The sequence below is a fragment of the Streptomyces sp. NBC_01669 genome (assembly GCF_026339735.1).
Classification (GTDB): Bacteria; Actinomycetota; Actinomycetes; order Streptomycetales; family Streptomycetaceae; genus Streptomyces; species Streptomyces yanii.
Map to the genome: position 1 here is coordinate 5,081,869 of NZ_JAPEQG010000001.1, position 24,989 is coordinate 5,106,857.

The window sequence follows — 24,989 nt, forward strand, 5'->3', positions numbered from 1 at the left end:
CCCGCATGTCCTTCCTCTCCCTCTCCCGCGCCCTCACCCGGAGGGTCGTCCGTACGCTGCGCCTCGTCGTGGTCGGCGGCGCCATCTCCTACCGGGCACTCTTCAACTGGACGACGCCGCCCATGTTCATCGGCACCCTGCTGGTCAGCCCGCTGCTGCAACTGCTGTTCTTCGTCTTCCTCGGACGGCAACTGAGGGTCGCCGACGACCGCTTCTACCTGCTGGGCAACGCCGTTGTCTCCGCCTCCACCGCCTGCGTCTACGGAGGCACCATGGCCGTCGCCAACGAGCGTCGTTACGGCACGCTCGGCGCGGTGCTGCTGAGCCCTCGGCACCGGGCTCCGCTCTGGTTCGGGCGCGCCCTGCCGTACGTACTGAACGGCCTCCTCATCAGTGTCTTCACGCTCACCGTCGCCACTCTCCTGCTGGGCCTGCGGATTCCGGTTGGTGCGCTGCCCGGTCTTGCCGCAGTGCTGCTCGCCGCCTCGGCCGGGTGTTCCGTCTTCGGCCTCGCCCTCGGGGCGCTGGGTCTGCGTTTCCGCGATGTGTTCCTGGTGTCCAATGTGGCCGCTTCGGTACTCCTGCTGCTGACCGGCGCGAATGTGCCGCGCGAGACCCTGCCGGAGTGGATGCGGGCCGTCGGGGACGTTCTCCCGCTGACCCATGCCGCCGAGGCCGCGCGGGAGTTGTCCGCAGGTGGCGGCCTCGACCGGGGACGGCTCGGCGCCGAGCTGGCGACGGGGGCCGGATACGCGGTGCTCGCCGTGGTCCTGTTGGCCGTGTTCGAACGCGGCAGTCGGCGTCGCGCGACCCTCGACCTGATGTGATCCGGCCAACGAGCGCGGCCCGGGCGGAGCGCGACCCCGTGGACCGTGGCACTGGAGTTCACCCGGGGTTCGCACCGGTGTCGCCCCCGAGTGACAGCCTCCCCCTGACTCGACGCGGGCAGCGGCCCCGGGCCGGGCGGTCACGGAGAGGCGTACGGGCATGGAGAGCGGACCTGCGGTATTCGCCGGAACGACGTTCGCGCTGTTCGGGACCGCGCTGCTGGTCTGGACGGGGGCGCGCGTCGTGCACCGCGCGCCGGTGGCGTACAGGGTGCGCCCCGTTGTCTCCGCCACACTCGCCACTCTGTTCGGCGTACTTTTCCTCGTCCTCGGTGTGGGGTGCTTCACCCGCATCTGATCCACGGCTGCCGCCTCGCCACCCGCGTCGCCGCCGTGTGATCACCCGGCCCGGGACGTGAACACGCCCGGTTGTCCCGCCCCTCTCCTCGGGCGGCCGCAGTACCGCCACCGCGCTGCGAAACCCGCAGGCAGCGACCGTGCACGCCGCGTATCGGGCACTCCGGGCGGCAGGAATGGCGGAAGTCGGGTTACCGTTCGAGTGGCCGTTGCGGGCTTTTGCCGTTTGACACGGGGGCGGGTTGTACCGTCACACTCCGCAGCGACAGCACCGTCGGCAGCGTCATCGCGCTGCCCGGATGCCCATCGAGTGTCGACCGGAGAGAAGAGCGAAGTTGTCCCCGACCAGCGAGACCGCACAGGGCGGCCGCCGACTCGTCATCGTCGAGTCGCCTGCCAAGGCGAAGACGATCAAGGGCTACCTCGGCCCCGGATACGTCGTCGAGGCAAGCGTCGGGCACATCCGCGACCTGCCGAACGGCGCCGCAGAGGTTCCCGACGAGTACACCGGCGAGGTCCGTCGGCTCGGCGTCGACGTCGAGCATGACTTCCAGCCCATCTATGTCGTCAACGCGGACAAGAAGGCGCAGGTCAGAAAGCTCAAGCAGCTGCTGGCCGAGTCCGACGAACTCTTCCTCGCCACCGATGAGGACCGCGAGGGCGAAGCCATCGCGTGGCACCTGCAGGAAGTGCTCAAGCCCAAGGTCCCGGTCCACCGGATGGTCTTCCACGAGATCACCAAGGACGCGATCCAGGCCGCCGTCGCCAACCCGCGCGAACTGAACCAGCGCATGGTCGACGCCCAGGAGACCCGCCGTATCCTCGACCGCCTCTACGGCTACGAGGTCTCGCCGGTCCTGTGGAAGAAGGTCATGCCGCGACTCTCGGCGGGCCGGGTCCAGTCCGTCGCCACCCGCCTCGTCGTCGAGCGGGAGCGCGAGCGCATCGCCTTCCGTTCCGCCGAGTACTGGGACCTGACCGGCGCCTTTGCCACCGGCCGTACCGGTGACGCCTCCGACCCGTCGACGCTGACCGCCCGCCTCAGCGCGGTCGACGGCCGCCGGATCGCCCAGGGCCGCGACTTCGGTCCGGACGGACAGCTGAAATCCGGCTCCGGCCAGGTGCTGCACCTGGACGAGACGAACGCCCGGGCCCTGGCCGCCGCGCTCGCCGACTCCGCGTTCGCCGTGCGGTCCGTCGAGTCGAAGCCGTACCGGCGTTCCCCGTACGCCCCGTTCCGTACGACGACCCTCCAGCAGGAGGCGAGCCGGAAGCTGGGCTTCGGGGCGAAGGCCACCATGCAGGTCGCGCAGAAGCTGTACGAGAACGGCTTCATCACCTACATGCGTACCGACTCCACGACGCTCTCCGACACCGCGGTCTCCGCGGCGAGGGCGCAGGTCACGCAGTTGTACGGCGCCGACTACCTGCCGGAGAAGCCGCGTACGTACGCCGGGAAGGTCAAGAACGCGCAGGAGGCGCACGAGGCGATCCGCCCCTCCGGCGACCGCTTCCGCACGCCCGCCGAGACCGGTCTGGCCGGCGACCAGTTCCGGCTCTACGAGCTGATCTGGAAGCGGACCGTCGCCTCCCAGATGAAGGACGCGGTCGGTAACTCGGTCACCGTGAAGATCGGCGGCCGGGCGAGCGACGGACGCGACGCCGAGTTCTCCGCGTCCGGCAAGACGATCACCTTCCACGGCTTCATGAAGGCGTACGTCGAAGGCGCCGACGACCCGAACGCCGAGCTCGACGACCGTGAGCGTCGGCTGCCGCAGGTCGCCGAGGGCGACGCGCTGTCCGCCGACGAGATCTCGGTCGACGGCCACGCCACCAAGCCCCCGGCCCGCTACACCGAGGCCTCGCTGGTCAAGGAGCTGGAAGAGCGCGAGATCGGCCGCCCGTCGACGTACGCCTCGATCATCGGCACGATCCTCGACCGCGGCTACGTCTTCAAGAAGGGCACGGCGCTCGTCCCGTCCTTCCTCTCCTTCGCCGTGGTCAACCTGCTGGAGAAGCACTTCGGCCGGCTCGTCGACTACGACTTCACCGCGCGGATGGAGGACGACCTCGACCGCATCGCGCGGGGTGAGGCCCAGTCCGTGCCGTGGCTGAGGCGTTTCTACTTCGGCGAGGGCGACGACACCGTCAGTGGCGCGGCCTCCGCCGCGGGCAACGGCGACGGCGACCACCTCGGCGGTCTCAAGGAGCTCGTCACCGACCTCGGCGCGATCGACGCCCGGGAGATCTCCTCCTTCCCCGTCGGCAACGACATCAAGCTCCGCGTCGGGCGGTACGGCCCGTACATCGAGCGCGGGGAGAAGGACGCCGAGGGTCACCAGCGCGCGGACGTGCCGGAGGACCTGGCGCCCGACGAGCTGTCGGTCGAGTACGCGGAGGAGCTGCTCGCCAAGCCGAGCGGTGACTACGAACTCGGTGCGGACCCGGTCACCGGGCACCAGATCATCGCCAAGGACGGGCGCTACGGCCCGTACGTCACCGAGGTGCTGCCCGAGGGCACCCCGAAGACCGGCAAGAACGCGGTGAAGCCGCGGACCGCGTCGCTCTTCAAGTCGATGTCGCTGGACACGGTGACGCTGGCGGACGCGCTCAAGCTGATGTCGCTGCCGAGGGTCGTCGGCGAGGACGCCGAGGGTGTCGAGATCACCGCGCAGAACGGGCGCTACGGTCCGTACCTGAAGAAGGGCACGGACTCACGTTCGCTGACGTCCGAGGACCAGCTCTTCGACATCACACTCGAAGAGGCCCTCGCGATCTACGCCCAGCCCAAGCAGCGCGGCCGCGCCGCCGCCAAGCCGCCGCTGAAGGAACTGGGCACGGACCCGGTGAGCGGTGCTCCGGTCGTCGTCAAGGACGGGCGCTTCGGCGCGTACGTAACCGACGGTGAGACGAACGCGACGCTGCGGACCGACGACAGCGTCGAGGACATCACGCCGGAACGCGGCTACGAGCTCCTTGCGGAGAAGCGCGCCAAGGGACCCGCCAAGAAGAAGACGGCGAAGAAGGCCCCGGCGAAGAAGGCGCCCGCGAAGAAGGCGACGACGGCCAAGAAGACGGCAGCCAAGAAGACGACCGCGGCAGCCAAGAAGACGACCGCCGCGAAGAAGACGACGGCCGCGAAGAAGACGACAGCGGCGGCGAAGAAGACGACAGCGGCGGCGAAGAAGACGACCGCGTCGCCCGTGGAGGACTGACCGCACCGGCGGTCAGCGCCTTCCCGAACACCCGAGGGGCTGGACATTCCAGCCCCTCCGGCGTGCGGGGGGAGCACCTCCTCACCCCACTCGGGCGCCCATATGTTCGGATGGGGCCGTCGCTGACCGCACCGCTCCGGATAGGCTGGGCGGATGACGCGAGCCGAGCAGCCAACGGTCGTGAGCCCCACCTCCGACACACTTGCCGCAGACTCACGCGAGCGCGCCGTACGAGCCCTGTTGCGTGTTCCCCCGCTGAAGCGGTTGTGGAGCGCGCAGCTCGTCGGCGGTATCGGCGATGCACTCGCCCTTCTCGTGATGGTGCTGCTGTCGCTGCAAGCGGCGGTCCTTGAGGGCTCATTCGGATCCGGATACCGCGGGGCGGCCTTTGCCGTCGCCGCCGTGTTCGGTGCCCGAATCCTTGCCACGCTCCTCTTCGGAGCCGTACTCCTCGGGCCGCTGACGACGCTCACCGCGCCCGGTGGACCGCTGGACCGACGATGGCTGATGATCGGGGCGGACGGCCTGCGGCTCGCGCTGCTCGTCGTCGCGCCGCTGTGGATCGACTGGATGCCCGACAGGGCGCTCATGATGATCCTCATCACCGTCTTCGTCACCGGCGTCGGCGAACGGCTGTGGACGGTCGCGAAGGAGAGCGCCGCGCCCGCGCTGCTGCCCTCCCCGCCCCCCGAGGGCGCCGCGGTACGCCCGCTGCCGGACCACCTCGACGCCCTGCGCAGGCTCTCCCTCCGTACGGACTTCGCCGCCGTCCCCGCCGCCGCGGCCGTTCTGCTGATCGCCACGCTGATCGGCAATCTGCTGGGCTCGGGTCTTGAGTGGTTCTCCTTCCACCAGGCGGCTCTCGGCTCGTACGTCGCGGCCGGACTGTTCTCCGCTTCGATCTCGACCCTCTACTTCCTCGAACTCCCCGGTTCGCCGACGCCCCGCCCGCGCTCGCCCCTGGAGGGTCTGCGACGGCCGTCCACCGACAGCGGCCCGGACAAGGGCCGCACCGGCGCCGTCCCGCTGATCGTCGGCGCGTGCGCGGCCGTCGCCGGAGCGATCGCCGCCGCAGCAGCCGTCGCCGCACTGCACGCCTACGACCTCGGTGGCGGACCGGCCACGTTCGCCCTGCTGATCGTCACCCTGACGGGCGCCACAGCCGCCGGTATCCGTACTGCGGAGAAGGTGCTGCCCACCCTGTCGCGGCGCCGGCTGCTCGTCTTCGCCACCGCCGTCACCGGGGTCGCGCTCCTCGCGATGGGTCTGGTGCCGGACACGGCGACCGTCGTGTTCCTCGCGGTCCTCGCCGGTTACGCGGCGGGTGTCGCGGCCAACACCGGCCACACACTCGTCGACCAGGAGACCGAGGAGTCCCGCCGGGCCAGGACGACCGAGCACCTCCAGGCAGTCGTCCGGGTCCTGGTCGCGCTCGGCGCGGTCGCGGGACCGCTGCTGGCCGCAGCGATCGGCACCCACCGGCTGACGGTCGGCGACTTCGTCTTCGCGCACGGCGGCGCCGCGTTCGCCCTCATGCTCATCGGCGCCCTGCTGCTGCCGGTCGCCGCGATCGTCCTCGCGAAGACGGACGACCGTTCCGGAGTGCCGCTGCGCCGTGACCTGCGCGAGGCCCTGCGCGGTGGCGAACCGGCTGTCGCCCCCGCCGCCACCGGCTTCTTCCTCGCTCTGGAGGGCGGCGACGGGGCCGGCAAGTCCACCCAGGTCGAGGCGCTCGCCGAGTGGATCCGGGCCAAGGGCCACGAGGTGGTCGTCACCCGAGAGCCCGGCGCCACGCCGGTCGGCAAGCGGCTGCGCTCGATCCTGCTCGACGTGTCGTCGGCCGGGCTCTCGAACCGGGCCGAGGCACTGCTCTACGCAGCCGACCGCGCCGAGCACATCGACTCGGTGGTCCGTCCGGCGCTGGAGCGCGGCGCGATCGTCATCTCCGACCGCTACATCGACTCGTCCGTCGCCTACCAGGGCGCGGGCCGCGACCTCTCCCCGACCGAGATCGCCCGGATCTCGCGGTGGGCGACGAGCGGACTCGTACCGCATCTGACGGTGCTGCTCGACGTCGACCCGGAGACCGCGCGGGAACGGTTCACCGAGGCGCCCGACCGGCTGGAGTCCGAGCCGCCCGAGTTCCACGCCCGGGTACGGTCCGGTTTCCTCACACTGGCCGCCGCAGACCCGACCCGCTACCTGGTGGTGGACGCCGGCCAGGAACCGGAATCGATCACCACCGTCGTGCGCCACCGGCTCGACCAGCTCCTGCCGCTCTCCGAGGCCGAGATCAAGGCCCAGGAGGAGGCGCGCAAGGCGGCTGAGGAAGAGGCCAGGCGCAAGGCCGAGGAAGAGGCGGCGCGCAAGGCGGAGGAGGAGCGGCTGGAGCGCGAGCGCCAGGAGCAGCTCGCCAAGCTCCGCGCCGAGGAGGAGGAACGCAAGCGCCGCGAGCTGGAGGAGGCGCGGCAGCGCGAGGCCGAGCGGCAGGCGGAGGAGGCCCGTCTGCGGGCCGAGGAGGCCCGTCGGGTCGCCGAGGAGGAGCGGGTCCGGCGCGAGGCCGAGGAGCAGGCGCGCGAGGCCGAGCAGGAGCGGCTGCGCAGGCAGGCCCAGGAGGAGGCCCGGCTGCGCAAGGAGGCCGAGGCGCGGCGGCTGGAGAAGCAGCGCAAGGCGGAGGAGGCGCTGCTGCGGGCCGAGGCTGCCCGGCGGCAGGCCGAGGCCGAGGCGGCCGCGGCGGCGGAGGCCGCCCGCGCGGAGGCGGCGGCGGCCGCTTCCGTCCCGGACAACGAGCTGACGGTGCCGACGCCGGTCGTCAGCCCGAACGAGGTGACGCAGCCGGTGCCGTCACCGGTCGACACGCCTTCGGACCAGGCCGAGACGGCGATGATCCCGAGGATCACCGATCCGTCCGAGCGGCCTGCGGTACGGGACGCCACGGGCCCCGCGGACGAGACCGCGGTACTCCCGCCGGTACGGGACGTAGGTGACGAGCAGCCGGCGGACCGCGTTCCGCGGGGTATTTTCCGCGACGAGCGCCCGGCGGACGCCGTACCGGAGGGCGAGAACGAGCGCACCCGGGAGCTGCCGCAGATCAGCGATCCGCACACCGTCCCGGAGGCAGCCGAGGACCGGCGTCCGGGCCGGGGCCGCCGCCGTCGCCCGGAGTGGGCCGAGGAGACTCCGCTGGACGATCTGCCGACCCTGGCCGACGAGCTGCTCGGCGACCACGACCGGGACGACGAGGGCCGTGGCACCTCCGGACGGGGCCGTCGCCCGCGCCGTTGAGAGCGGCCGCGGCGGGTGGCCCGGGGGTGAGGGGTGGACCGGATCGCCGGGAATGTCAGACCCTTCCCCCACAATGGGAAGCCGGAGCCGTAGACCACCACCGGAAGGGCGGTGACCGATGACCGTATGGGACGACCTGGTCGGCCAGGGCCGGGTGCAGGAGCAGCTCGGTGCGGCCGCCCGGGACGCCGATGCGCTGGTCACCGCCATTTCCGCGGGGGATCAGGTGCCTGTGGGGTCGAAGATGACCCACGCCTGGCTGTTCACCGGACCGCCGGGTTCCGGGCGGTCCACCGCTGCCCGCGCCTTCGCCGCCGCCCTCCAGTGCACCAGCCCGGACCGCGCGCTGGGCGGCGCGCCGGGGTGCGGATTCTGCGACGGCTGCCACACCAGCCTCATCGGGACGCATGCCGACGTCGAGGTGGTCCGTACGGACCTGCTCTCCATCGGCGTGAAGGAGACCCGTGAGCTGGTCCGCCGCGCCCAGCTGTCCCCGGCCGTGGGCCGCTGGCAGGTGATCATCCTGGAGGATGCCGACCGTCTCACCGAGGGCGCGGGAAACGTGCTCCTGAAGGCGGTCGAGGAGCCCGCGCCCCGTACGGTGTGGCTGCTCTGCGCACCCTCGCTCGAAGATGTGCTGCCCACGATCCGGTCCCGCTGCCGTCACCTCACCCTGCGTACGCCCCCCGTCGACGCCGTTGCCGATGTGCTGATCCGGCGTGACGGAATCGAACCGGAGCGGGCCGCGGCAGCTGCTCGTGCCACTCAGGGGCACATCGGCCGGGCCCGCCGCCTGGCCACCGACGAGAAGGCCCGTGCGCGCCGCGCGGCCGTGCTCAAGCTTCCGCTCCGGGTGGAGGACATCGGCGGTTGTCTCAAGGCCGCCCAGGAGCTGATCGACACCGCCGCGGAGGACGCGAAGCAGGTTTCAGAGGAGGTGGACGTCAAGGAGACGGAGGACATGAGGGCCGCACTCGGCGCGGCTGCCGGAGGCCGGATGCCGCGCGGCACGGCCGGGGTGATGAAGGAGCTGGAGGACAAGCAGAAGCGCCGCAAGACCCGTACCCAGCGCGACAGCCTCGACCTCGCCCTCACCGATCTGACCGGCTTCTACCGCGACGTACTGGCGCTGCAGCTGGGCTCGCAGATCGCCCTCGCCAATGTCGATGTACGGGACGCACTCGACCGCATCGCCGGGGCCTCGACGCCCGAGCGCACCCTGCGCCGGATAGAGGCGGTGATCGCCTGCCGCCGGGCGCTGGACCGCAATGTGGCGCCGCTGCTCGCGGTGGAGGCGATGACGATGGCTCTGCGCGCCGGCTGATCCGTCCGCGCCTTGTTGCGCACCACCGATTCATCCGAATGGGTATCGAAACGGGCCGGTCGCCCGTTGAAGGCTACGCTCCGGGGATGGATACCAGGCGTCTGCTCCGTACCTTCGCCACCGTGCTCGGCACGACCGGCCTCCTCATCTCCGGCTGCAGCAACGGCAGTTCGACGACGAGCGCGTCGGGCTCGACGACCGCCGCACCAGCGGCGCTCCAGCCGTACTACGCGCAGCATCTGAACTGGCGGGACTGCGGCGTCTCCGGTTTCCAGTGCGCCACGATGAAGGCGCCCCGCGACTACCGGAAGCCGGACGGCGGCGACATCAAGCTGGCCGTCTCCCGGAAGAAGGCCACCGGTCCGGGCAAGCGGATCGGCTCCTTGCTGGTGAATCCGGGCGGCCCCGGCGGCTCGGCCATCGGCTACCTCCAGAACTATGCGGCCCTCGGCTACCCAGCCCCGGTCCGCGCCCGCTACGACATGGTCGCCATCGACCCGCGCGGCGTCGCCCGCAGCGAGCCCGTCGAATGCCTCACCGGCCCGCAGATGGACGCGTACACCCAGGTCGACCAGACCCCCGACGACAGCGCCGAGGTCTCGGAGCTGGGCACGGCCTTCGGGAAGTTCGCAGACGGCTGTGAGCAGCGCTCCGGCACGATCCTCCCGCATGTCTCCACCGTCGAGACGGCCCGCGACATGGACATCCTGCGGGCCCTGCTCGGCGACGAGAAGTTGACGTACCTCGGGGCGTCGTACGGCACCTTCCTCGGTGCGACGTACGCCGAACTCTTCCCCGGCCGGACCGGCCGCCTCATCCTCGACGGTGCGATGGACCCGTCGCTTCCGTCGCTGGAGATGAACCGCGACCAGACGGCGGGCTTCGAGACCGCGTTCCAGGCCTTCGCCGCGGACTGCGTGAAGAAGTCGGACTGCCCGCTCGGCACCACCTCCACCGCCGACGCCGCGACCCGTCTGAAGCAGCTCTTCACCGACCTCGACACCAAGCCCATCCCCGCCGGCGACTCCCGCAAGCTCGGCGAGTCCCTCGCCACCACCGGCGTCATCGCCGCCATGTACGACGAGGGGACCTGGCCCCAGCTCCGCAGCGCCCTCGCCGGCGCCCGGGCGGGCGACGGGTCCGGTCTGCTCGCCCTGTCCGACAGCTACTACGAGCGCAAGCCGAACGGCACGTACGCGAACCTGATGTTCGCCAACGCCGCGGTGAACTGCCTGGACACGCCCCCGGCCTTCACCGGCCCGGACGCCGTCGAGCAGGCCCTCCCCAGCTTCGAGAAGGCCTCCCCGGTCTTCGGCAAGGCCTTCGCCTGGGCTGCCCTGAACTGCGCCCACTGGCCCGTTACGCCCACCGGCACCGTGCACCGCATCACGGCGAAGGGCGCGTCCCCGATCGTCGTGGTCGGCACCACCCGTGACCCGGCGACCCCGTACAAGTGGGCCCAGTCCCTCGCCGCCCAGCTCTCCTCGGGCAGGCTCCTCACGTACGAGGGCGACGGTCACACCGCGTACGGCCGCGGCAGCCACTGCATCGACACGGTGATCAACACGTACCTCCTGGACGGCACCCCGCCGGCCGAGGGCACGAAGTGCTCCTGACCTGCCGCGGCTCCCTCCCACCCACCTGACCTGCGCATTCGGCTCCGGGGGCGGGTGGTGCGGAGCACCCTCCGAAACTGTGTAAACTTAGCGACGCTGCTGCTCGCACCATAGTGCGACAGGGCGTGCCGCCTTAGCTCAGTTGGCCAGAGCAACGCACTCGTAATGCGTAGGTCTCGGGTTCGAATCCCGAAGGCGGCTCTGTGGAAGCCCCAGAACTCACTCGCCGTGATCTGGGGCTTTTGCTTTTTCCGGAGTGCGTCGGCGCATGCGGCGGCCGGGGGGGCGAGACGGCGTGTGCGATGCGAGCCCGCTGCCGTGCGGATTCGGGTGCCCGGGGCCCGGATCGTGAGCAGCGATGACTGCGCTTCGCTCTGGCCCCGGCTCCTGCATGGTGCACGCCCCGGGGCCGCTCCCTGACGGCGGTGCCGCCCTGCCCTTCATCGATTCAGCGAGCCCTACGGGCCACCACCCGCCATGCAGTGTCTTGGCCGCTCCACCTGGGTGAAACTTTTCCCGCTTCTTCTCTTGACTATGGGCAAATAAGGAGGAAGCTAACTAATACACCAGGCGACCGGTGAGAGCCACACCGCCGATGGAGACGTCCATCGACCCGAGTGACACCCATCTCGGCAACTGGCTAGGCTCCCGGCAGAGCAACGTATCGACATCGGAGTCGTCAGCGACGACTGACGCTTACGGGTTGATATGGGGCACCGGGAGCCACCGTATGTGTGGTCCAGTTCTGTATGAGCCGATGAAGCGCTGCGTGACGTCCTGAACTGGCTGGTCAGTGGGGCGGCGCTGCCTGAGTGTGCGCGAGACGCCCCCGGCGCGAGACGCCCCGGTGAGATGCCGCGACGGTCCGCGGCGGAACTGTGCACTTGGCGCGAGCGCGTCGCTTCGGAACGCATTCGGTGTGACTGATGGTCAATCTCGTATGCCAAGGCGACTACTTGAGGTAGACCAATAGCGCGGGCACCCGAGGGGATGAGCGGTGAGGACGTCCGCAGTCTGATCACCGCGGTCTTCGCGGACCGTACCGGCCGGGCAGGTCGATCCGAACGACTGCGTCCACTGGTACGGCGCTCCGCGCGAAGGCGCCCTGTTCGCGATCGGTCACTGGCGCGGGCGGCTTCGGAAATCCGGGGCGCTCAGCAGTGAGCCGGCGCGTGAGGTGGACCGGTGCGCGGCTGCCTGCCTCGGCGTCGATGGTGAGTGGACGGAAGACATGCGCGTACGACTCGACGCATGTGCCGCGGAGTTGGAGCGGGGTACGTCTGCGGAGGCGTTCCAGGGCGACCCGATGGGGTACTTCGGCCGCCGGGATCTGCTCCGGGTCGTCCGGCACATCGAGACCGCCGTCGCCACTCAGCGACAGGTCGCCGGATCGATCCTCATCCGGCCCATTCGCTGATCAGGTCCGCGGCTTCGTCGATGAACTCCCGTTCGTCCTGCGTCAGGTTCGAGTCCGCCGCGCGGCGGCAGACCGCCTGGGCCAGCTGGGTGTCCGGGATGCCGCCCTGGTCGGCGAGGCGGGGGAGCAGAGCGGTGAGCAGGGCGCGGGCGCCCGTTGCCAGCGGGGAGGTGCGGTCGACCGCCACCTGGGCCAGGATCAGCGACGACATGGCCCGGTCGAGGGCGGGCGGCCCCTCTGCGGCGGTCCGCCAGTCGATCACCACCGGGCCGTCGGACGTCAGCATCACGTTGTCCGGGTGCAGGTCCAGGTGGAGGATCCGGTCCGCGGGCTCCGGGGAGAGCCTGGCCGGGATCGTGTGCAAGTCGGTGAGGAGACCGGCGAGGATCGCGGCTCCCTCGTCCCCGGTGAGTGCGCCGGAGAGCAGGGACTCGAGCATGGTCGGGCCGGTCAGGCGTTGCAGTACGAGGTCGGAGGGGGTGGCGGCGGCCGGGCTCGGGCCGAGGCGGGGGACCGGGTAGCCGAAGGCCGAGAGGTAGGACATCACGGCCAACTCCGGTCTGGCGTCACTGCTGTCGCGGTAGCGGCGCAGGACCCACGCCTCGTCCATCGCGTACACATCGGCAGATCGTCCCGTGCCCAGCAGGTGGCCTATTCGCATGAGGGGAACCTACTGCTGTGGCCGGATGCCGGGGAGATCACCAGCGCATATGGACGTCCTCCGCCCAGCCGAGGAGCTGCTCGACGACGATGTCCTGGCCCCGGTCGTCCCTGATCCCACCGTTGTAGTGGCCGAAGCACTGATCGGTGCGGTTGGCGAGCAGGCCGACGTCGGTGCGGGTGGAGCGGTTGTGGAACGGGGTGAAGGTCAGGTCGACCTGGGAGCTCCCGGGGGTACGGATCGTCCAGGGGGCCAGGTGGTCCGTGGGGGTCCAGCGCCATTCCAGCTCCTCGCCGATCTTGCTGAGCCGGCCGTCCACGCAGAGCGCGTTCTCGGTGGAGCCGGTGCCCTGCGTCCAGCGTCCGCCGAACTGGAGGCCGACGGTCCGGCCGTCCGTACGGCCCGAGGCGGCGCCCCAGTTCCAGTCGACCGAGCGCGGCCAGCGGCCCCGGCCGTGGTCGAGGGTGGCCCAGGCGTCGCCGTCGGCGCCGAACTCCAGGACCCGCGTGCCGATCCGGACCGTGCCGGAGGCGGGGCGTGCGGTGTGCTTGGACGTGTACTGGAAGCGGCGCTCGCTCCAGGGCACGACGACAGAGAGCGTTTCGTGGCCGGTGGGCAGGGCGGCGAAGAGGTCGACCTCGACGGGTTCCTTCTGCGGCGTCAGGCAGCGCGCCCGGAGGCGGGTACCGCCGGGTTCCTCACGGATCTCGATCCTGACCGCGGCGCCAGTGGGGCGTTCCGGGCCGACCACGGTGTCCGTGGGCCCTCCGCCGGTGGGTGCGGGAGCTCCGGAGACCGTTTGCGGGAGGTGGATGCCGCGGCCTCCGGGGACGATCGCGGTGCGTTCGGTCTCTCGGCCGCCCGCCCCGTACTCGAGCACGTACACCGTGTTCAGCGCCAGGAAGTCGAGATCGCTCACGGTCAGCGCGACGAGATGGCTGGGCGTGGTCACGCACCAGTACTCCCACCGCTTGGTCCGGCCCCAGCCGCGCAGATTCGCCCGGTGCAGGGGGCGCCTGGACCATCCGACGGCCGCCGGGTTCAGCCTCCCGTCGGGGCGGCAGAGGTCGACGGGCTCGGTGATCTCGCGCTCGGTCGTGGCCATGCGCGGAGCCTATCGCCGCCGGTCGCAGGGGCCCATGACGCGAAGTGAAGGGGTGGACGGGATCTCCTGAAGGTGACATGTGCGCGGCCACGGTTTCGGCAATTGCCCCACAGCCAAGGAGAGTTCCGTGGAGAGATCCGTCGGGCGAGCGAGAAGACGCGGACGTTCACCGATCCGCGGGGCGGTGACGCGTACTGCATGAGCGGCTCCGGCCGCTGCTCCATCGGCTTCCCCGTCAGGCGCGGCAGCAGCCAGTCCGGGGTCGTCGGCGCCGGCCACTGCGGAACCCCCGGGGTCGGCACCAGCGGCTACGACCGGAGCATCAGTCGCCCACCACCGCTGCGCGGGCATGCCCCCAGGCGCCCGGGCGCCGCACCAGGGCGCGGGGCGCGCCCAGGTCCGGGCCGGAACGGAAACGTTCCTGGTCCGGGCCGCTTTCCCCGTTCGGCCGGCGACCTGTGCGGACGGCTCGCGGAGTAGCCTGAAGAAGTCTCGGCCTGCGCGCGCGAAGGGGGCCGTCTCTCATGGACACCTTGATCACCGTGGCAGTCGTCCTGGCGATGATCGCGCTGACGGCGTACGTCATCCATCTGCTCAATGCCCGGCACCGGCATCAGCATCTGCGGGCCGTGCATTACGACCACGGGCTGGCCGGGTTCGGCGGGTTCGGAGGGCCGGGTGCGGGTACAGGGCGCGTCGTTCCGCCCGTGGAGACAGTGCAGCCCACGCAGCCGACGCGGCCCACGCAACCCTTGCGGAAGGACGAGCCCGGGACGGAGGAGGCTGAGCACCCCGACGGGTGAGTTCTGCTACTTGGCGTCGGAGTAGCGTTCCACGATCGCCGTCGTAAAAGGGAAGCGCACCGGCGTCCTGCCGAAGGCGGTCCGCCCCGCCAGGTCACCGGCGGCCCGGATCGCCTTCACGACTGCCTCGGCCTCCTCCTCGGGGCAGTGCACCATCACCTCGTCGTGCTGGAAGAAGACCAGTTCGGCCCGGAGACCGGCGGCGGCCAGGGACCGGCGCAGTGCGGCCAGGAACAGCAGCGCCCAGTCGGCGGCGCTGCCCTGCACCACGAAGTTCCGGGTGAAGCGGCCGCGCGCCCGGGCATTCGACGAGGCGTAGCCCGGCGTGAACTCGCCCTCCACGGAAGGCTGCTCGTCGCTCTCCTGCGGGATGCCGGCCTCGTCGTCGTCGCCGCTCCCGGCCGCCGGCGGACTGGTCCGGCCCAGCCAGGTCCGTACGAGACGGCCCTCCTCGCCCGCCTTCGCCGCGTCGTCGACATACGCCACGGCGAGCGGGAAGCGTCGTCGCAGCGCCGCGAGGTTCTTCAGGCCGTCGCCCGAGGTCTGGCCGTAGATCGCTCCCAGCAGCGCCAGCTTGGCGTGGTCGCGGTCCCCGTGGAAGGCGCGGTCCGAAAGCGCCGTGTAGAGGTCGCCGTCATGGCCCGCGACCTCCATCAGGCCGGGGTCGCGGGAGATCGCGGCCAGAACCCTCGGCTCCATCTGGTCGGCGTCGGCAACGACCAGCCGCCAGCCCTCGTCGGCGACGACCGCCTGCCGTATCACCTTGGGAATCTGCAGCGCCCCGCCGCCGTTGGTGGTCCAGCGGCCGCTGACGGTGCCGCCCGGCTGGTACTCGGGGCGGAACCTGCCGTCCCGCACCCAGTCCTGGAGCCAGCTCCAGCCGTGCGCCGTCCAGATCCGGTACAGCTTCTTGTACTCGATCAGCGGCTCCACCGCCGGATGGTCCAGTTCCTGCAGCTCCCAGCGGCGGGTCGACTTCACCTTGATCCCGGCCTGCGCGAACGCCCTGACCACATCGGCGGGAAGGTCCGGGCGGACCCGACGGCCGAACGCCGTGGACACCTCTTCGGCCAGCTCGGCCAGTCGGCGGGGTTCGCCGCCGCCGGCGTACCGCTCGCCCAGCAGCTCGTGCAGGAGATCCCGGTGCGCGTCGGCCCGCCAGGGCAGGCCGGCCCGGTTCATCTCGGCGGCGACCAGCATGCCGGCCGACTCGGAGGCCGTCAGCAGACGCATGCGGCCGGGGTGGGCGGTGGCGTCGTGGCGGCGGAGCTGCTCCGCGTACACCTGGAGGAGTGCCTCGAAGGGGATGTCCGTGCCGGACTGCGGCTCGAAGAGCGAGGACTGCGAGCCGGGCTCCGCGGCGCGGGAGGGGGGATCGGGGGGTACGGGGGCGTTGCGGAGGCGGGCGTGGGCGGCCGCGGCGGAGCGGGGTTCGCCGAGCCGGCCCTCGTGTGCGAGGAGGAGGGACTCGGCGGCCTCGATGTCGTAGCAGCGGTCGATCCGTACGCCCGCGTCGAGCAGGCGGGGATAGATCTCGGCGGTCGACCGCCAGACCCAGCGGATGACGTCCGGGCGGGAACGGACTGCCTCCACGAGGTCGGGTTCGGTCAGGACCGGGGCGGCGGGGAGGCCGCCGGCAGTCAGAGGGGTGAGGCGGGCGCCGCCGGTCTCTGTGGCGGCCAGAGCCCAGCGTTCGGTCATGTGCGTGAGTCTGGCAGGTGGGACTGACAGTGGGGCGGGGCCGGCTGGAGGGCGGGTTCCGATGGCCGGGTTCGTTCGCGGCGCCGCCGGGGTCAACCCGGTCGACTGCAGGATCCGGTACGGCTGGATGGGGCAGGTCTTCCGGGCCCACGAGGTGAGCGAGGCGGGTCACGTACGGGGGGAATCTCGTGCTTCTGCCCTGAGCTGCCCGCGAACTCGCCCGGATACAGAGGCGGTTCGCGGGCCGGGGCGCTTCGGCAACGCTGTTGATCAGGAGCCATGACAGCCATGACAGGGATGCCGATCGCGATTGCGGGCCCGTCTCCGTCCACAACAGGCGGTGCACCAGCAGGCGGGGCACCAACCGCTGTGTACGGACACCGCAACCCGGTCGGACCGGTGCTCACCGTGATCGTGCCGATCGTCGTGGTCATCGCGATGGTCGTGATGTTCAGCAGCCACAGCCCGCGCCGACCCGCGCTCCGGTTCACCGGCGCCGTACGGCCCGCGGGAGCATCGCCGCCGCCACCGCCACCACCGCGCACACCCCGGCCGCGGCCCCCACCACCGGCCACTCCACCGACACCGTCACCGGTGCGGGCAGTGAGGCGAGTGCGGCGCCGAGTCCTGCCAGGTTGACCGCGGTCACGGCCATGCCGAGCGCCGCTCCCAGCGCTACCGCGAGCAGCGTCTCCCCGGCGACGGTCCCGAGGACCCGCGTCCGGGTCGCCCCGGCCAGCCGCAGTGCGCCCAGCTCCGCGGACCGTACCGATCCCGCCATCAGCAGCGTGTTGGCGAGCGCGATCGCCGTGTAGACGAGGGCGATGCCCAGCACCACCAGCAGGCCGAGCCGCGTCTGCGGGCTCGAGCGCGGATGCGTGGCGGCCAGCCACTGCTGCGTCGACCGCACTGTGCCACCGGTGCCGTGCAGTGCGGCGGCGACCGCCGTCCTGTCCGCGCCGGGGGTGAGGCGTACGTCGATGCGGTCCACCGGAGCCGTCGGTGCGTTCGCCGCCGTGACGTACGCGCCGTTGTTGCCCGTACCGATGGCCAGCACCGCCGCGATCCGCAGCGACACCGGGCGGCCGTCGCCGAGCCATACCCGTACCGTCGCGCCCACCGTGTGCTGTTCCCATTCCTCGTTCACGACGATCGAACGGTCGTCGAGGTCACGGACATCGCCCGCCACCACCGGCAGCCGCTCGACGGCCGCGAGCGTCTTCGCGTCGTCGACGGCCCGCGCCTCCGTCTCGATGAGCGCGGTGCCCTCCTCCCGCACGAAGACCGCGGTCGACGCGGACGCGGACAGCATCGCCCCGGGGATCCGCCGTACCTCGAGGTCCGCGCCCGTCACGACCAGATCGGCCCGGGTGTGCTCGCGCGCCTCGGCGCCCTTCGCCCGCGCCACCGTCATCGCGGAACCCGGCACCGAGCCGGCCAGCGCCACTGCGATCAGTACGGGAGCGGCCACGGCGGCCGTACGGCGCAGGGACGCCGCCGCATTGGCCCGTACGAGCATTCCGGTCGCCCCAGGAAGTCGGAGCAGCCGGGTCAACGGGCGTACGAGCAGCGGCGCGAGCAGGGCGACACCGGTGATCAGCACCATCGGCTGTGTCATGTACGTCTTCCGCTTCAGCAGCCCGGACGGGTCTGTGACCAGCGACTTCGTCATCAGGAACCCGGCCCCTGCGAGCAGCGCGAAGCCCAGCAGCCGACGCACGGGCGGCAGCACGCCCGCATCGATGTCGGCCTCGCGCAGCGCCTCGGCAGGACCGGTCCTGCCTGCCCGTCGCGACGCCGCCCAGACGCCGGTCAGTGCCACGGTCAGGCCGGTCCAGAACGCCGTGTGGAGCGGCCAGGCCGTGGAGCGGATGGTGAACCAGGAGGGCGCCATCTCGCCGTCGACCAGCAGCCGGGCGAGGTGCGGTGCGCCCCAGTCGCCCAGTGCGCATCCTGCCGCCGAGGTGAGGGCGCCGACCACGGCCGCCTCCACCAGCAGCAGTCGCCGCAGCTGGCCGGGGGTGGCGCCCGCCGTGCGCAGCAGACCGAACTCCCGTCGGCGCAGTGCCACCGCGAAGGCGAACGTCGACGCGACGACGAAGACCGAGACGAACGCGGTGACGGAGCCCGCCGTGCCGAGCAGGGCGTTCACGGCCGACAGGGCCTCGGTGTCCCGCGCGGTCACCGGGTCGGCGCGGCGGCGTTCGTCGCCGGTGAGGACCTCCGCCCGGTCGCCCACGACGCGGCGGACCTCGGCGACGGGGGCGTCCACGCCCACGGCGTCCGGGCCGCCGCCGATGTCCTGTCCGTCGCGGGCCACCGGCCCGAGCGCCGCCAGGTCACGCAGCAGTTTGATATCCACAGGGTGTGGATGAGCGAGCCTCCTGGTGACATGAGCGGTGGACGGTCCGCGCCGGACCCGCACGGTCAGCGTGTCGATGCCCTTCACCACCACCGGCGACGCGGCGAATCGCTGCGGCTTCCGGTCCGGGGCGTCGAAAGTCGAGGCGAGTCCCAGCCCCATGGTCGCGATCAGCCCCACGCCGAGCGCAAGCGCGACGAAGGTGCCGATGAGAGTGGTCCAGCGGGTCCACAGCGCGGCCAGGGCGACGGTCAGCACGATGCCACCCCCGCGCGATCCCTGATCGCAGTGTCCGTACGGGCCGCGCTCGGGCGCGCTGCGGTCGTCCAGGCCGCGATCCGTTCCACGGAGAGTCCGGTCAGGTCGTCCGCGATGTGTCCGTCGACCAGGAAGACCACCCGGTCCGCGTACGCCGCCGCCACCGGATCATGCGTGACCATCACGATCGTCTGTCCCTCCCGGTCCACCAGTTCCCGCAGCATCACCAGCACCTCCTGGCCCGTCGCGGTGTCCAGTGCGCCGGTCGGTTCGTCTCCGAAGAGCACCGCGGGCCGGGTGATCAGGGCCCGAGCCAGTGCCACCCGTTGCTGCTGGCCGCCGGAGAGTTCGGTGGGCCGGTGGCCCGCCCGGTCGGCGAGTCCGACCCGCGCGAGTGAGGCGCGCACCTCGGTACGGGACGGCCGACGGCCCGCGAGCCGCAGCGGCAGCGCCACGTTCTGGGCGGCGGTCAGCGAGGGGACCAGGTTGAACGACTGGAAGACGAAACCGATCCGGTCCCGGCGCAGCAGTGTCAGCCGGCGCTCGCTGAGCCCGGTCAGAGCCGTCCCGCCGACCTCGACCGTGCCGGACGTCGGTCGGTCGAGCCCGGCCGCGCAGTGCAGGAGCGTCGACTTGCCGGAGCCGGAGGGCCCCATGACGGCGGTGAAGGTGCCGGGGCGGACGGTGAGGTCGACGCCGCTGAGGGCGTCGAGGTTCCCGTACGAGCGTCGTACGGAGCGGAGCCGTACCGCGTCGGCGGCAGCAGTGGAGGTCATGTCGTCGATCGAACCGCGCGCGGAACCTCCGGACACGACCATCAGAACCCGTATCCGGGGTAGGGCCAGGCCTACCCCGCCGCGCTGCCCTGCCTACCCTGACCTCATGGAACCGGTGATCGACCAGGCATTCGCGGCAGCCCTCTACTCGGACGGCGACGCCGGTCTCGACGCCGGTGCCTCCCTCCTCGCCGCCGATCCGGCGGCCGACGCGGAACTGGTCCGGCGCGGAGAGGAGTTCCTCCGCCGGGCCTGGGAGCGTGGCTGGCAGCCCGCCGATGTCGTACGGATCGTCCGCCGCGAACTCGACGAGACCGGGGCGGGGCTCGCCGCCGGGCTGATCACCTCGGAGACCGGCCGGTACGAGCAGCTGCCGCCCCGCTGGCGGTCCCAGCTGGCCGAGCTGCCCGCGCCGCCGCCGCGGAACCGGCCCGACCGGTTCTCGTACACCTCCGCCCTCCTCGGTCTCTACCGGCTGCTGCTCCGGCTCCCCTCGATCGAGCCGGTCGGCCCGCCGCCCGGAGCCCCCGGCCGCCTGCTCGATCTGCCGCCCGAGCACGACGAACCCCGCATGCTGACCCGGATCCGCGCGCTGCTCGCGAAGGCGGAGGCGACCGGGTTCCCGGAGGAGGCGGAGGCCCTCACCACCAAGGCACAGGAGCTGATGGCCCGGCACTCCATCGACGAGGCCCTCCTCGCCGCCCGTACGCACAGCAAGGAGGCGCCGGGCGCATGCCGGATCGGGGTCGATGCCCCGTACGAGACGGCGAAGGCGATCCTGCTCGACGCCGTCGCCTCCGCGAACCGCTGCCGTGCCGTGTGGAACAGCGAGCTCGGCTTCTCGACGGTCGTCGGCTTCGAGCCGGACCTGGAGGCGGTGGAGCTGCTGTACACCTCCCTGCTGGTCCAGGGCACGGCGGCGATGGCGAAGGCGGAGGCGGGCCAGCGGGCCGGCGGACGCAAGCGGACCAAGACGTTCCGTCAGTCCTTCCTGATGGCGTACGTCCAGCGGCTGGGTGCGCGCCTGGCGTCCGACACCGCCCGGGTGACCGCGGCCTCGGTCTCGGAGGGAGTTGCCGCCGACGGTGATCTGCTGCCGGTCCTGGCGGCGCGGGACGTGGCGGTCACGCACGCCGCGGACCGGATGTTCCCTCGGACGACCAGCACCCGGGTGCGCGGAGTGACGGACGGCGAGGGCTGGGCGCGCGGCACGGCCGCCGCCGACCGTGCCCGGATGGGCGAGCGGCGGCCGGGCATCGACGGTCCCCGGTAGCGAGGCGTACGCGAGCGGTCGGCGCCCCTCTGTCGACCAGATGACCGGAAAGTCACCATAAGGGGCATTCCGGATAGGCTCGGCCCATGAGCTGGCTCCGGGCGCTGAGAGAGACCGCCCGTCGGGGCTGACGATCGAGCGGCGGCGCCTCGAACCGCTCATCGCGGTCCGTGGTGCGGCCGGACTCGCCCTGGTCATCGGGGTCGGTCTCGCCTTCTTCGGGCCGGTGGTCGCCGCCAGTTCGGCGTTCGGCGCGTTCCAGGCGGCCATCGCCACCTTCCAGCGCAGCTGGCGCCCCCAGCCCGTCCTGGCCCTGGTCTCCGGTGCGAGTCTCGCGGTCTCGATGTTCCTCGGTTATCTCACCGGCGCGCATCTTCCGCTGTTCATGGCCCTGCTGGTCCTCTGGACGTTCCTGGCCGGGCTGGCCTGGGCGGCCGGGCCGACGGGCGGCATCATCGCCGCGTCCAATGTCGGCATCATGCTGGTCACGATCACCCTCCCCACCTCCGTTGCCCAGGCGGCCGTACACGCCGTGATGATCGCGTTCGGCGGGGTCGTCCAGGCGGCGCTGATCGTCCTGTTTCCGGTACGCAGATGGGGCGCCCAGCGCGACGCCCTCGCCGACGCACTGGCGGCGGAGGCCGACTACGCCCGCAGGCTGCGCCACGACCCGGTCGCGGAGTTCGACCCGGTCCCGCTGATGACCGCCCGCAGCGCGGCTGCCGTCACTCCGCGCCAGGCCCGCCACCGTCCTGCCGAACTGCACGGCTCCCGCGGCGTCGCCGAACGGATCAGGCCGGTGCTCGCCTCGCTCGCGGACTCGGCGGTGGGCGCCCCCGTCGAAGGTCCGGAACGCGGCCGGGTCTGCGAACTCCTCGCCGCCGCAGCCTCCGTACTGGACGCCGCGGCCCGCACCATCCGGCACGGCACCCCGGTGCGCCTCCCCGCCCCCGCCGCAGCGCCGCTCGCCGACGCGCTGCGCCGGGCCACCGGGCAGGGCGCGAAGGACGTGCGGGAGCGCCGCGCACCGCGCTGGGAGGCGGTCCGTGAGGCGCTGGAGCGGTGGGACGAGGAGGACGAGAGGCGCGGGCGAACATCCGATCCGGTCGTACGGAACGGGGCCGATCTGCTGCTGGAGTCCCTGGGGGAGTTCTCCCGGGCGCTGGACGCCGGCGCGGGCGACCGGCCCGGGACGAGCGGTGCCGGACGGAGCTGAACGGCCCGGCACCGCTCCCGCGTCACGGGGTGGGCAGGCCCGGCAGTCCCGTCGGCAGCGCACCCGGCTCCGTCTTGGCCAGCGTGTCCTTGCCGCCGGCGTCCCACTCCACGACGATCGTCCTGCCGTCGTTGGATGCGATGGCTCCCATGGTGCGGGCGGTGTCGCCGTCGGTGCACTTCAGCGCCAGCATCACCTTGCCCATGTCCTTCACCTCGCCCGAGCAGACGTGGGCGTCGGCGACGAGCGCGGCCTTGCCGGCGGTGACGGACAGGGCGACGGCCTTGCCGTCGGTCATCCCGGCCCACGTCCCGTCGAGCGCCGCGGCGTCTCCCGCGGAACCGCTGTCGCCGCCGTCGGCGGGTGCCGAGGTGGGCCCGTCGGCAGCGCCGGTGTCCGACTCGCTCTTCCCGCTGTCACTGCCGCAACCCGTCAGTGCGACCGCGGCGGCCAGACCCGCGACGACGACGGCGCCGGTTCGTACGAGTGGGTGCACCTGAAATTCCCCCTTGTTGACGAAAGACCGCCCAAAGTTACCAGGGCGTGCGGATCGATTTTCGGGGCAACTCCTGCTGCCGGGAGCCAAATAGACGCTCCGATCGTCTATCTCTCCGGAGAGCGGGCAGGCGGGCGAAGGTAAAGCTGTAATCAAGAGAACACCGCGCGTGCACGTGCATCTGCTCATGCAGCGGCATATGAACACAGCTATGATCCGAACCAGTTGACACTTGCACCTTGCAACTCGGGGAGCGTCCTGTGCACCACGTGTACAACGGCATGGCCGCCACAGAGCTTCGCGGAGTCGTCTGGCAGAAGAGCAGGCACAGCAACTCCCAGGGATCCTGCGTGGAGTTCGCCAAGTTGCCCGACGGGGATGTGGCGATGCGGAATTCACGCCACCCCGACGGGCCCGCCCTGGTCTATACGCCGGCCGAGATAGAAGCGCTGCTGCTCGGCGTGAAGGACGGGGAGTTCGATCACCTGATAGCGGGCGGCTGACCGCCGTACGGGCGGAAAACGCGGGCCGTGCGTGCGGAACGCCGCGCCGGGCCTCGTGTGTCAGGCGGTGTCGGAGAGCCGGAACAGCGCCCAGACCACCTTGCCGCGCAGGGCCTGCGAGCCCGCGGGCGGATTCTCCGGACCCAGTGCGGGGGACGGGTGCCAGCCCCAGCCGTCACTGAACGACTCGACCAGGAACAGGCCGCGGCCCGACTCCGCCGAGTCCGGCGCCTCGGACGCCACCGGACTCGCCTGACTGGGGTCGCGCACCGCGCACACCAGGCGTGAGGACCAGCGCATCAAGTGCAGCTTCACCGGAGCCCCCTGAGGGTCCCTCGGGGCTTCCTCGGGCAGCGCATGCCGCAGCGCGTTGGTGACGAGTTCGGAGACGACCAGGGCGACGTCGTCGAAACGGTCGCTCAGCTCCCACCGGGCCAGCGTCGCCTTGGTGAACTGGCGGGCCCCACCGACGGCTTCGTACCGGGCCGGCAGGGTGCAGGTGGCTGATCCGGCGGCGGCTGAGGGATCGATGGGGGGAAGCCCCTGCCGTAACGGCCCGAGCATCGTCGATCCATTCGTCCCCATGCGAGGCACTCCCGGGATTCGCGGCTGTAGCGGTACTGCGGCACAACACGAACGAGCACGCAGGTGCGCGGGGCCCATGGTTCCGAATGCGCTGAGCAGATGCAAGGGCAGATGCACGTGCACGCGCCGGACCTGTCCGATCCCGTGCCGGTTCTTGCTCATTTCTTCCTACAGATAGTTTCATGGCTTTCTGTAAGTCTTCTCATTTCCGTAATCGAATGAGTACGGGCTGAAGCGTTTTGATGGCAGAATCCGGCTCTTGGGGTTCAGGGGGTGCCCCGATGCCCAGGAAGCGATGGGGAGGGTTGGACCAGTGGCGGCAGGCGAGTCGAGTGGATCCGTGGTGCGGCGCATCCTGCTGGGCTCTCAGCTCAGGCGGCTGCGCGACTCGCGCGGCATCACCCGCGAGGCGGCCGGCTACTCCATCCGTGCTTCCGAATCGAAGATCAGCCGCATGGAGTTGGGACGGGTGAGCTTCAAGGCCAGGGACGTCGAGGACCTGCTCACGCTTTACGGGGTCACGGACGAGGCGGAGCGCGACTCGCTCCTCGGCCTGGCCCGCGAGGCCAACGTGGCGGGCTGGTGGCACAGTTATGGAGACGTGCTGCCCGGCTGGTTCCAGACGTACATCGGGCTGGAGGGGGCGGCCTCGCTCATCCGGATCTACGAAGTCCAGTTCGTCCACGGTCTGTTGCAGACCGAAGCGTATGCGCACGCCGTGGTCTCCCGCGGCATGTCCGGTGCCCCCGCCGCCGAGATCGACCGCCGGGTCGCGCTCCGGCTCGAGCGGCAGAAGGTCCTCGTCTCCGAACGCGCCCCGAGCTTCCATGCCGTGCTGGACGAAGCGGCACTGCGCCGCCCGTACGGCGAACGCGAGGTGATGCGCGCGCAATTGCGGCATCTGATCGAAATGTCGGAACAGCCGAACATCACGCTTCAGGTGATGCCCTTCAGTTTTGGCGGGCATGCCGGAGAGAGCGGCTCCTTTACGATGCTGCGATTCCCGGAATCCGACCTGTCGGACATTGTCTATTTGGAACAGCTGACAAGTGCGCTCTATCTGGACAAGGCCGAGGAAGTCGCCCAGTACGAAAAGGCGATGACGCGGCTCCACCACGACAGTCCGGGTCCCGAGGAGAGTCGTGATCTGCTCCGCGGCCTTCTCCAACTCTCCTGATTCATCAGTACGATGACGTATCAACGGGAGTC

Annotated in this window: 18 protein-coding genes, 1 tRNA gene and 2 pseudogenes; 14 read left to right on the forward strand and 7 right to left on the reverse strand. The window is 71.2% G+C overall.

What is annotated here, in order from left to right; genetic code table 11:
• Positions 1-5 precede the first annotated feature (5 nt).
• The 8 genes from OG972_RS22795 to OG972_RS22830 all read left to right on the forward strand — a co-directional run bounded on the left by OG972_RS22795 (position 6) and on the right by OG972_RS22830 (position 12,041).
• A complete protein-coding gene (locus OG972_RS22795) occupies positions 6-827 on the forward strand; it encodes an ABC transporter permease (protein WP_266984262.1) in 822 nt (273 codons plus the stop codon).
• A 160-nt stretch (positions 828-987) separates the two neighbouring features.
• Positions 988-1,185 carry a hypothetical protein gene (locus tag OG972_RS22800; RefSeq protein WP_266984264.1) on the forward strand — a complete coding sequence of 66 codons (198 nt, stop codon included), beginning with the start codon at positions 988-990 and terminating at the stop codon, positions 1,183-1,185.
• A 334-nt stretch (positions 1,186-1,519) separates the two neighbouring features.
• On the forward strand, positions 1,520-4,399 hold the full coding sequence (gene topA / locus OG972_RS22805) for a type I DNA topoisomerase (protein WP_266984266.1): 2,880 nt from the start codon (positions 1,520-1,522) through the stop codon (positions 4,397-4,399).
• A 153-nt stretch (positions 4,400-4,552) separates the two neighbouring features.
• Positions 4,553-7,684: a dTMP kinase gene (tmk, locus tag OG972_RS22810; protein ID WP_266984268.1), complete on the forward strand. Its 3,132-nt coding sequence runs from the start codon at positions 4,553-4,555 to the stop codon at positions 7,682-7,684.
• Between the two features lie 118 nt (positions 7,685-7,802).
• Complete coding sequence (locus OG972_RS22815; protein ID WP_266984270.1) at positions 7,803-9,008, forward strand: DNA polymerase III subunit delta'; 1,206 nt, start codon at positions 7,803-7,805, stop codon at positions 9,006-9,008.
• An 86-nt stretch (positions 9,009-9,094) separates the two neighbouring features.
• On the forward strand, positions 9,095-10,624 hold the full coding sequence (locus OG972_RS22820; RefSeq protein ID WP_266984272.1) for an alpha/beta hydrolase: 1,530 nt from the start codon (positions 9,095-9,097) through the stop codon (positions 10,622-10,624).
• A gap of 127 nt (positions 10,625-10,751) precedes the next feature.
• Positions 10,752-10,825: transfer RNA gene (locus OG972_RS22825), tRNA-Thr, on the forward strand.
• A gap of 1,030 nt (positions 10,826-11,855) precedes the next feature.
• The gene (locus tag OG972_RS22830; protein ID WP_266984275.1) at positions 11,856-12,041 is read left to right on the forward strand and encodes a hypothetical protein; all 186 of its coding nucleotides are present in this window, start codon (positions 11,856-11,858) and stop codon (positions 12,039-12,041) included.
• On the opposite strand, the gene OG972_RS22835 is transcribed toward OG972_RS22830, so the two are convergent.
• Together OG972_RS22835 and OG972_RS22840 are read right to left on the reverse strand one after the other, a co-directional pair.
• Positions 12,022-12,702, reverse strand: coding sequence for a phosphotransferase (locus tag OG972_RS22835; RefSeq protein WP_266984277.1), 681 nt, complete (start codon positions 12,700-12,702; stop codon positions 12,022-12,024). The two genes, OG972_RS22830 and OG972_RS22835, sit on opposite strands and share 20 nt — an antisense overlap.
• Positions 12,703-12,739: 37 nt before the next feature.
• Positions 12,740-13,807, reverse strand: coding sequence for a DUF2804 domain-containing protein (locus OG972_RS22840; protein WP_266984279.1), 1,068 nt, complete (start codon positions 13,805-13,807; stop codon positions 12,740-12,742).
• A 135-nt stretch (positions 13,808-13,942) separates the two neighbouring features.
• On the opposite strand from OG972_RS22840, the pseudogene OG972_RS22845 reads away from it, so the two are divergent.
• Together OG972_RS22845 and OG972_RS22850 are read left to right on the forward strand one after the other, a co-directional pair.
• A pseudogene (locus tag OG972_RS22845) lies at positions 13,943-14,125 on the forward strand (S1 family peptidase); the annotation flags it as partial.
• 206 nt (positions 14,126-14,331) lie between these two features.
• Entirely contained in the window at positions 14,332-14,610 is a 279-nt protein-coding gene (locus tag OG972_RS22850; RefSeq protein WP_266984281.1) for a hypothetical protein, read from the forward strand.
• A 6-nt stretch (positions 14,611-14,616) separates the two neighbouring features.
• Here OG972_RS22850 and OG972_RS22855 read toward each other — a convergent pair whose 3' ends face one another.
• The 3 genes from OG972_RS22855 to OG972_RS22865 form a co-directional block, all read right to left on the reverse strand.
• The gene (locus OG972_RS22855) at positions 14,617-16,311 is read right to left on the reverse strand and encodes a bifunctional 3'-5' exonuclease/DNA polymerase (RefSeq protein ID WP_266984283.1); all 1,695 of its coding nucleotides are present in this window, start codon (positions 16,309-16,311) and stop codon (positions 14,617-14,619) included.
• 487 nt (positions 16,312-16,798) lie between these two features.
• On the reverse strand, positions 16,799-18,931 hold the full coding sequence (locus OG972_RS22860) for an FtsX-like permease family protein (protein WP_266984284.1): 2,133 nt from the start codon (positions 18,929-18,931) through the stop codon (positions 16,799-16,801).
• Entirely contained in the window at positions 18,925-19,707 is a 783-nt protein-coding gene (locus OG972_RS22865) for an ABC transporter ATP-binding protein (protein ID WP_266984299.1), read from the reverse strand. The genes OG972_RS22860 and OG972_RS22865 overlap by 7 nt, the downstream gene beginning before the upstream one ends.
• Positions 19,708-19,813: 106 nt before the next feature.
• Between OG972_RS22865 and OG972_RS22870 the strand changes: the two genes are divergently transcribed.
• Together OG972_RS22870 and OG972_RS22875 are read left to right on the forward strand one after the other, a co-directional pair.
• Positions 19,814-20,980, forward strand: a complete 1,167-nt coding sequence (locus OG972_RS22870; protein WP_266984300.1) for a DUF2786 domain-containing protein — start codon at positions 19,814-19,816, stop codon at positions 20,978-20,980.
• Between the two features lie 86 nt (positions 20,981-21,066).
• Positions 21,067-21,947, forward strand: a pseudogene (locus OG972_RS22875) (FUSC family membrane protein); the annotation flags it as partial.
• A 271-nt stretch (positions 21,948-22,218) separates the two neighbouring features.
• Here the strand turns inward: OG972_RS22875 and OG972_RS22880 are convergent.
• Positions 22,219-22,692 (reverse strand): hypothetical protein, encoded by a 474-nt coding sequence (locus tag OG972_RS22880; protein WP_266984301.1) that lies wholly within the window; start codon positions 22,690-22,692, stop codon positions 22,219-22,221.
• Positions 22,693-22,952: 260 nt separating this feature from the next.
• On the opposite strand from OG972_RS22880, the gene OG972_RS22885 reads away from it, so the two are divergent.
• Positions 22,953-23,195 (forward strand): DUF397 domain-containing protein, encoded by a 243-nt coding sequence (locus OG972_RS22885; RefSeq protein WP_037690973.1) that lies wholly within the window; start codon positions 22,953-22,955, stop codon positions 23,193-23,195.
• Positions 23,196-23,255: 60 nt separating this feature from the next.
• On the opposite strand, the gene OG972_RS22890 is transcribed toward OG972_RS22885, so the two are convergent.
• Positions 23,256-23,780: an ATP-binding protein gene (locus OG972_RS22890; protein WP_266984302.1), complete on the reverse strand. Its 525-nt coding sequence runs from the start codon at positions 23,778-23,780 to the stop codon at positions 23,256-23,258.
• A gap of 295 nt (positions 23,781-24,075) precedes the next feature.
• On the opposite strand from OG972_RS22890, the gene OG972_RS22895 reads away from it, so the two are divergent.
• On the forward strand, positions 24,076-24,957 hold the full coding sequence (locus OG972_RS22895) for a helix-turn-helix transcriptional regulator (RefSeq protein ID WP_266984304.1): 882 nt from the start codon (positions 24,076-24,078) through the stop codon (positions 24,955-24,957).
• Positions 24,958-24,989: the final 32 nt, after the last annotated feature.

Coding starts and splice junctions, on each gene's coding strand:
- OG972_RS22795 (WP_266984262.1), top strand. CDS start 6: ATGTCCTTCCTCTCCCTCTCCCGCGCCCTCACCCGGAGGGTCGTCCGT.
- OG972_RS22800 (WP_266984264.1), top strand. CDS start 988: ATGGAGAGCGGACCTGCGGTATTCGCCGGAACGACGTTCGCGCTGTTC.
- tmk (WP_266984268.1), top strand. CDS start 4,553: ATGACGCGAGCCGAGCAGCCAACGGTCGTGAGCCCCACCTCCGACACA.
- OG972_RS22815 (WP_266984270.1), top strand. CDS start 7,803: ATGACCGTATGGGACGACCTGGTCGGCCAGGGCCGGGTGCAGGAGCAG.
- OG972_RS22820 (WP_266984272.1), top strand. CDS start 9,095: ATGGATACCAGGCGTCTGCTCCGTACCTTCGCCACCGTGCTCGGCACG.
- OG972_RS22830 (WP_266984275.1), top strand. CDS start 11,856: ATGCGCGTACGACTCGACGCATGTGCCGCGGAGTTGGAGCGGGGTACG.
- OG972_RS22835 (WP_266984277.1), bottom strand. CDS start 12,702: ATGCGAATAGGCCACCTGCTGGGCACGGGACGATCTGCCGATGTGTAC.
- OG972_RS22840 (WP_266984279.1), bottom strand. CDS start 13,807: ATGGCCACGACCGAGCGCGAGATCACCGAGCCCGTCGACCTCTGCCGC.
- OG972_RS22850 (WP_266984281.1), top strand. CDS start 14,332: ATGGACACCTTGATCACCGTGGCAGTCGTCCTGGCGATGATCGCGCTG.
- OG972_RS22855 (WP_266984283.1), bottom strand. CDS start 16,311: ATGACCGAACGCTGGGCTCTGGCCGCCACAGAGACCGGCGGCGCCCGC.
- OG972_RS22865 (WP_266984299.1), bottom strand. CDS start 19,707: ATGACCTCCACTGCTGCCGCCGACGCGGTACGGCTCCGCTCCGTACGA.
- OG972_RS22870 (WP_266984300.1), top strand. CDS start 19,814: ATGGAACCGGTGATCGACCAGGCATTCGCGGCAGCCCTCTACTCGGAC.
- OG972_RS22890 (WP_266984302.1), bottom strand. CDS start 23,780: ATGGGGACGAATGGATCGACGATGCTCGGGCCGTTACGGCAGGGGCTT.
- OG972_RS22895 (WP_266984304.1), top strand. CDS start 24,076: ATGGGGAGGGTTGGACCAGTGGCGGCAGGCGAGTCGAGTGGATCCGTG.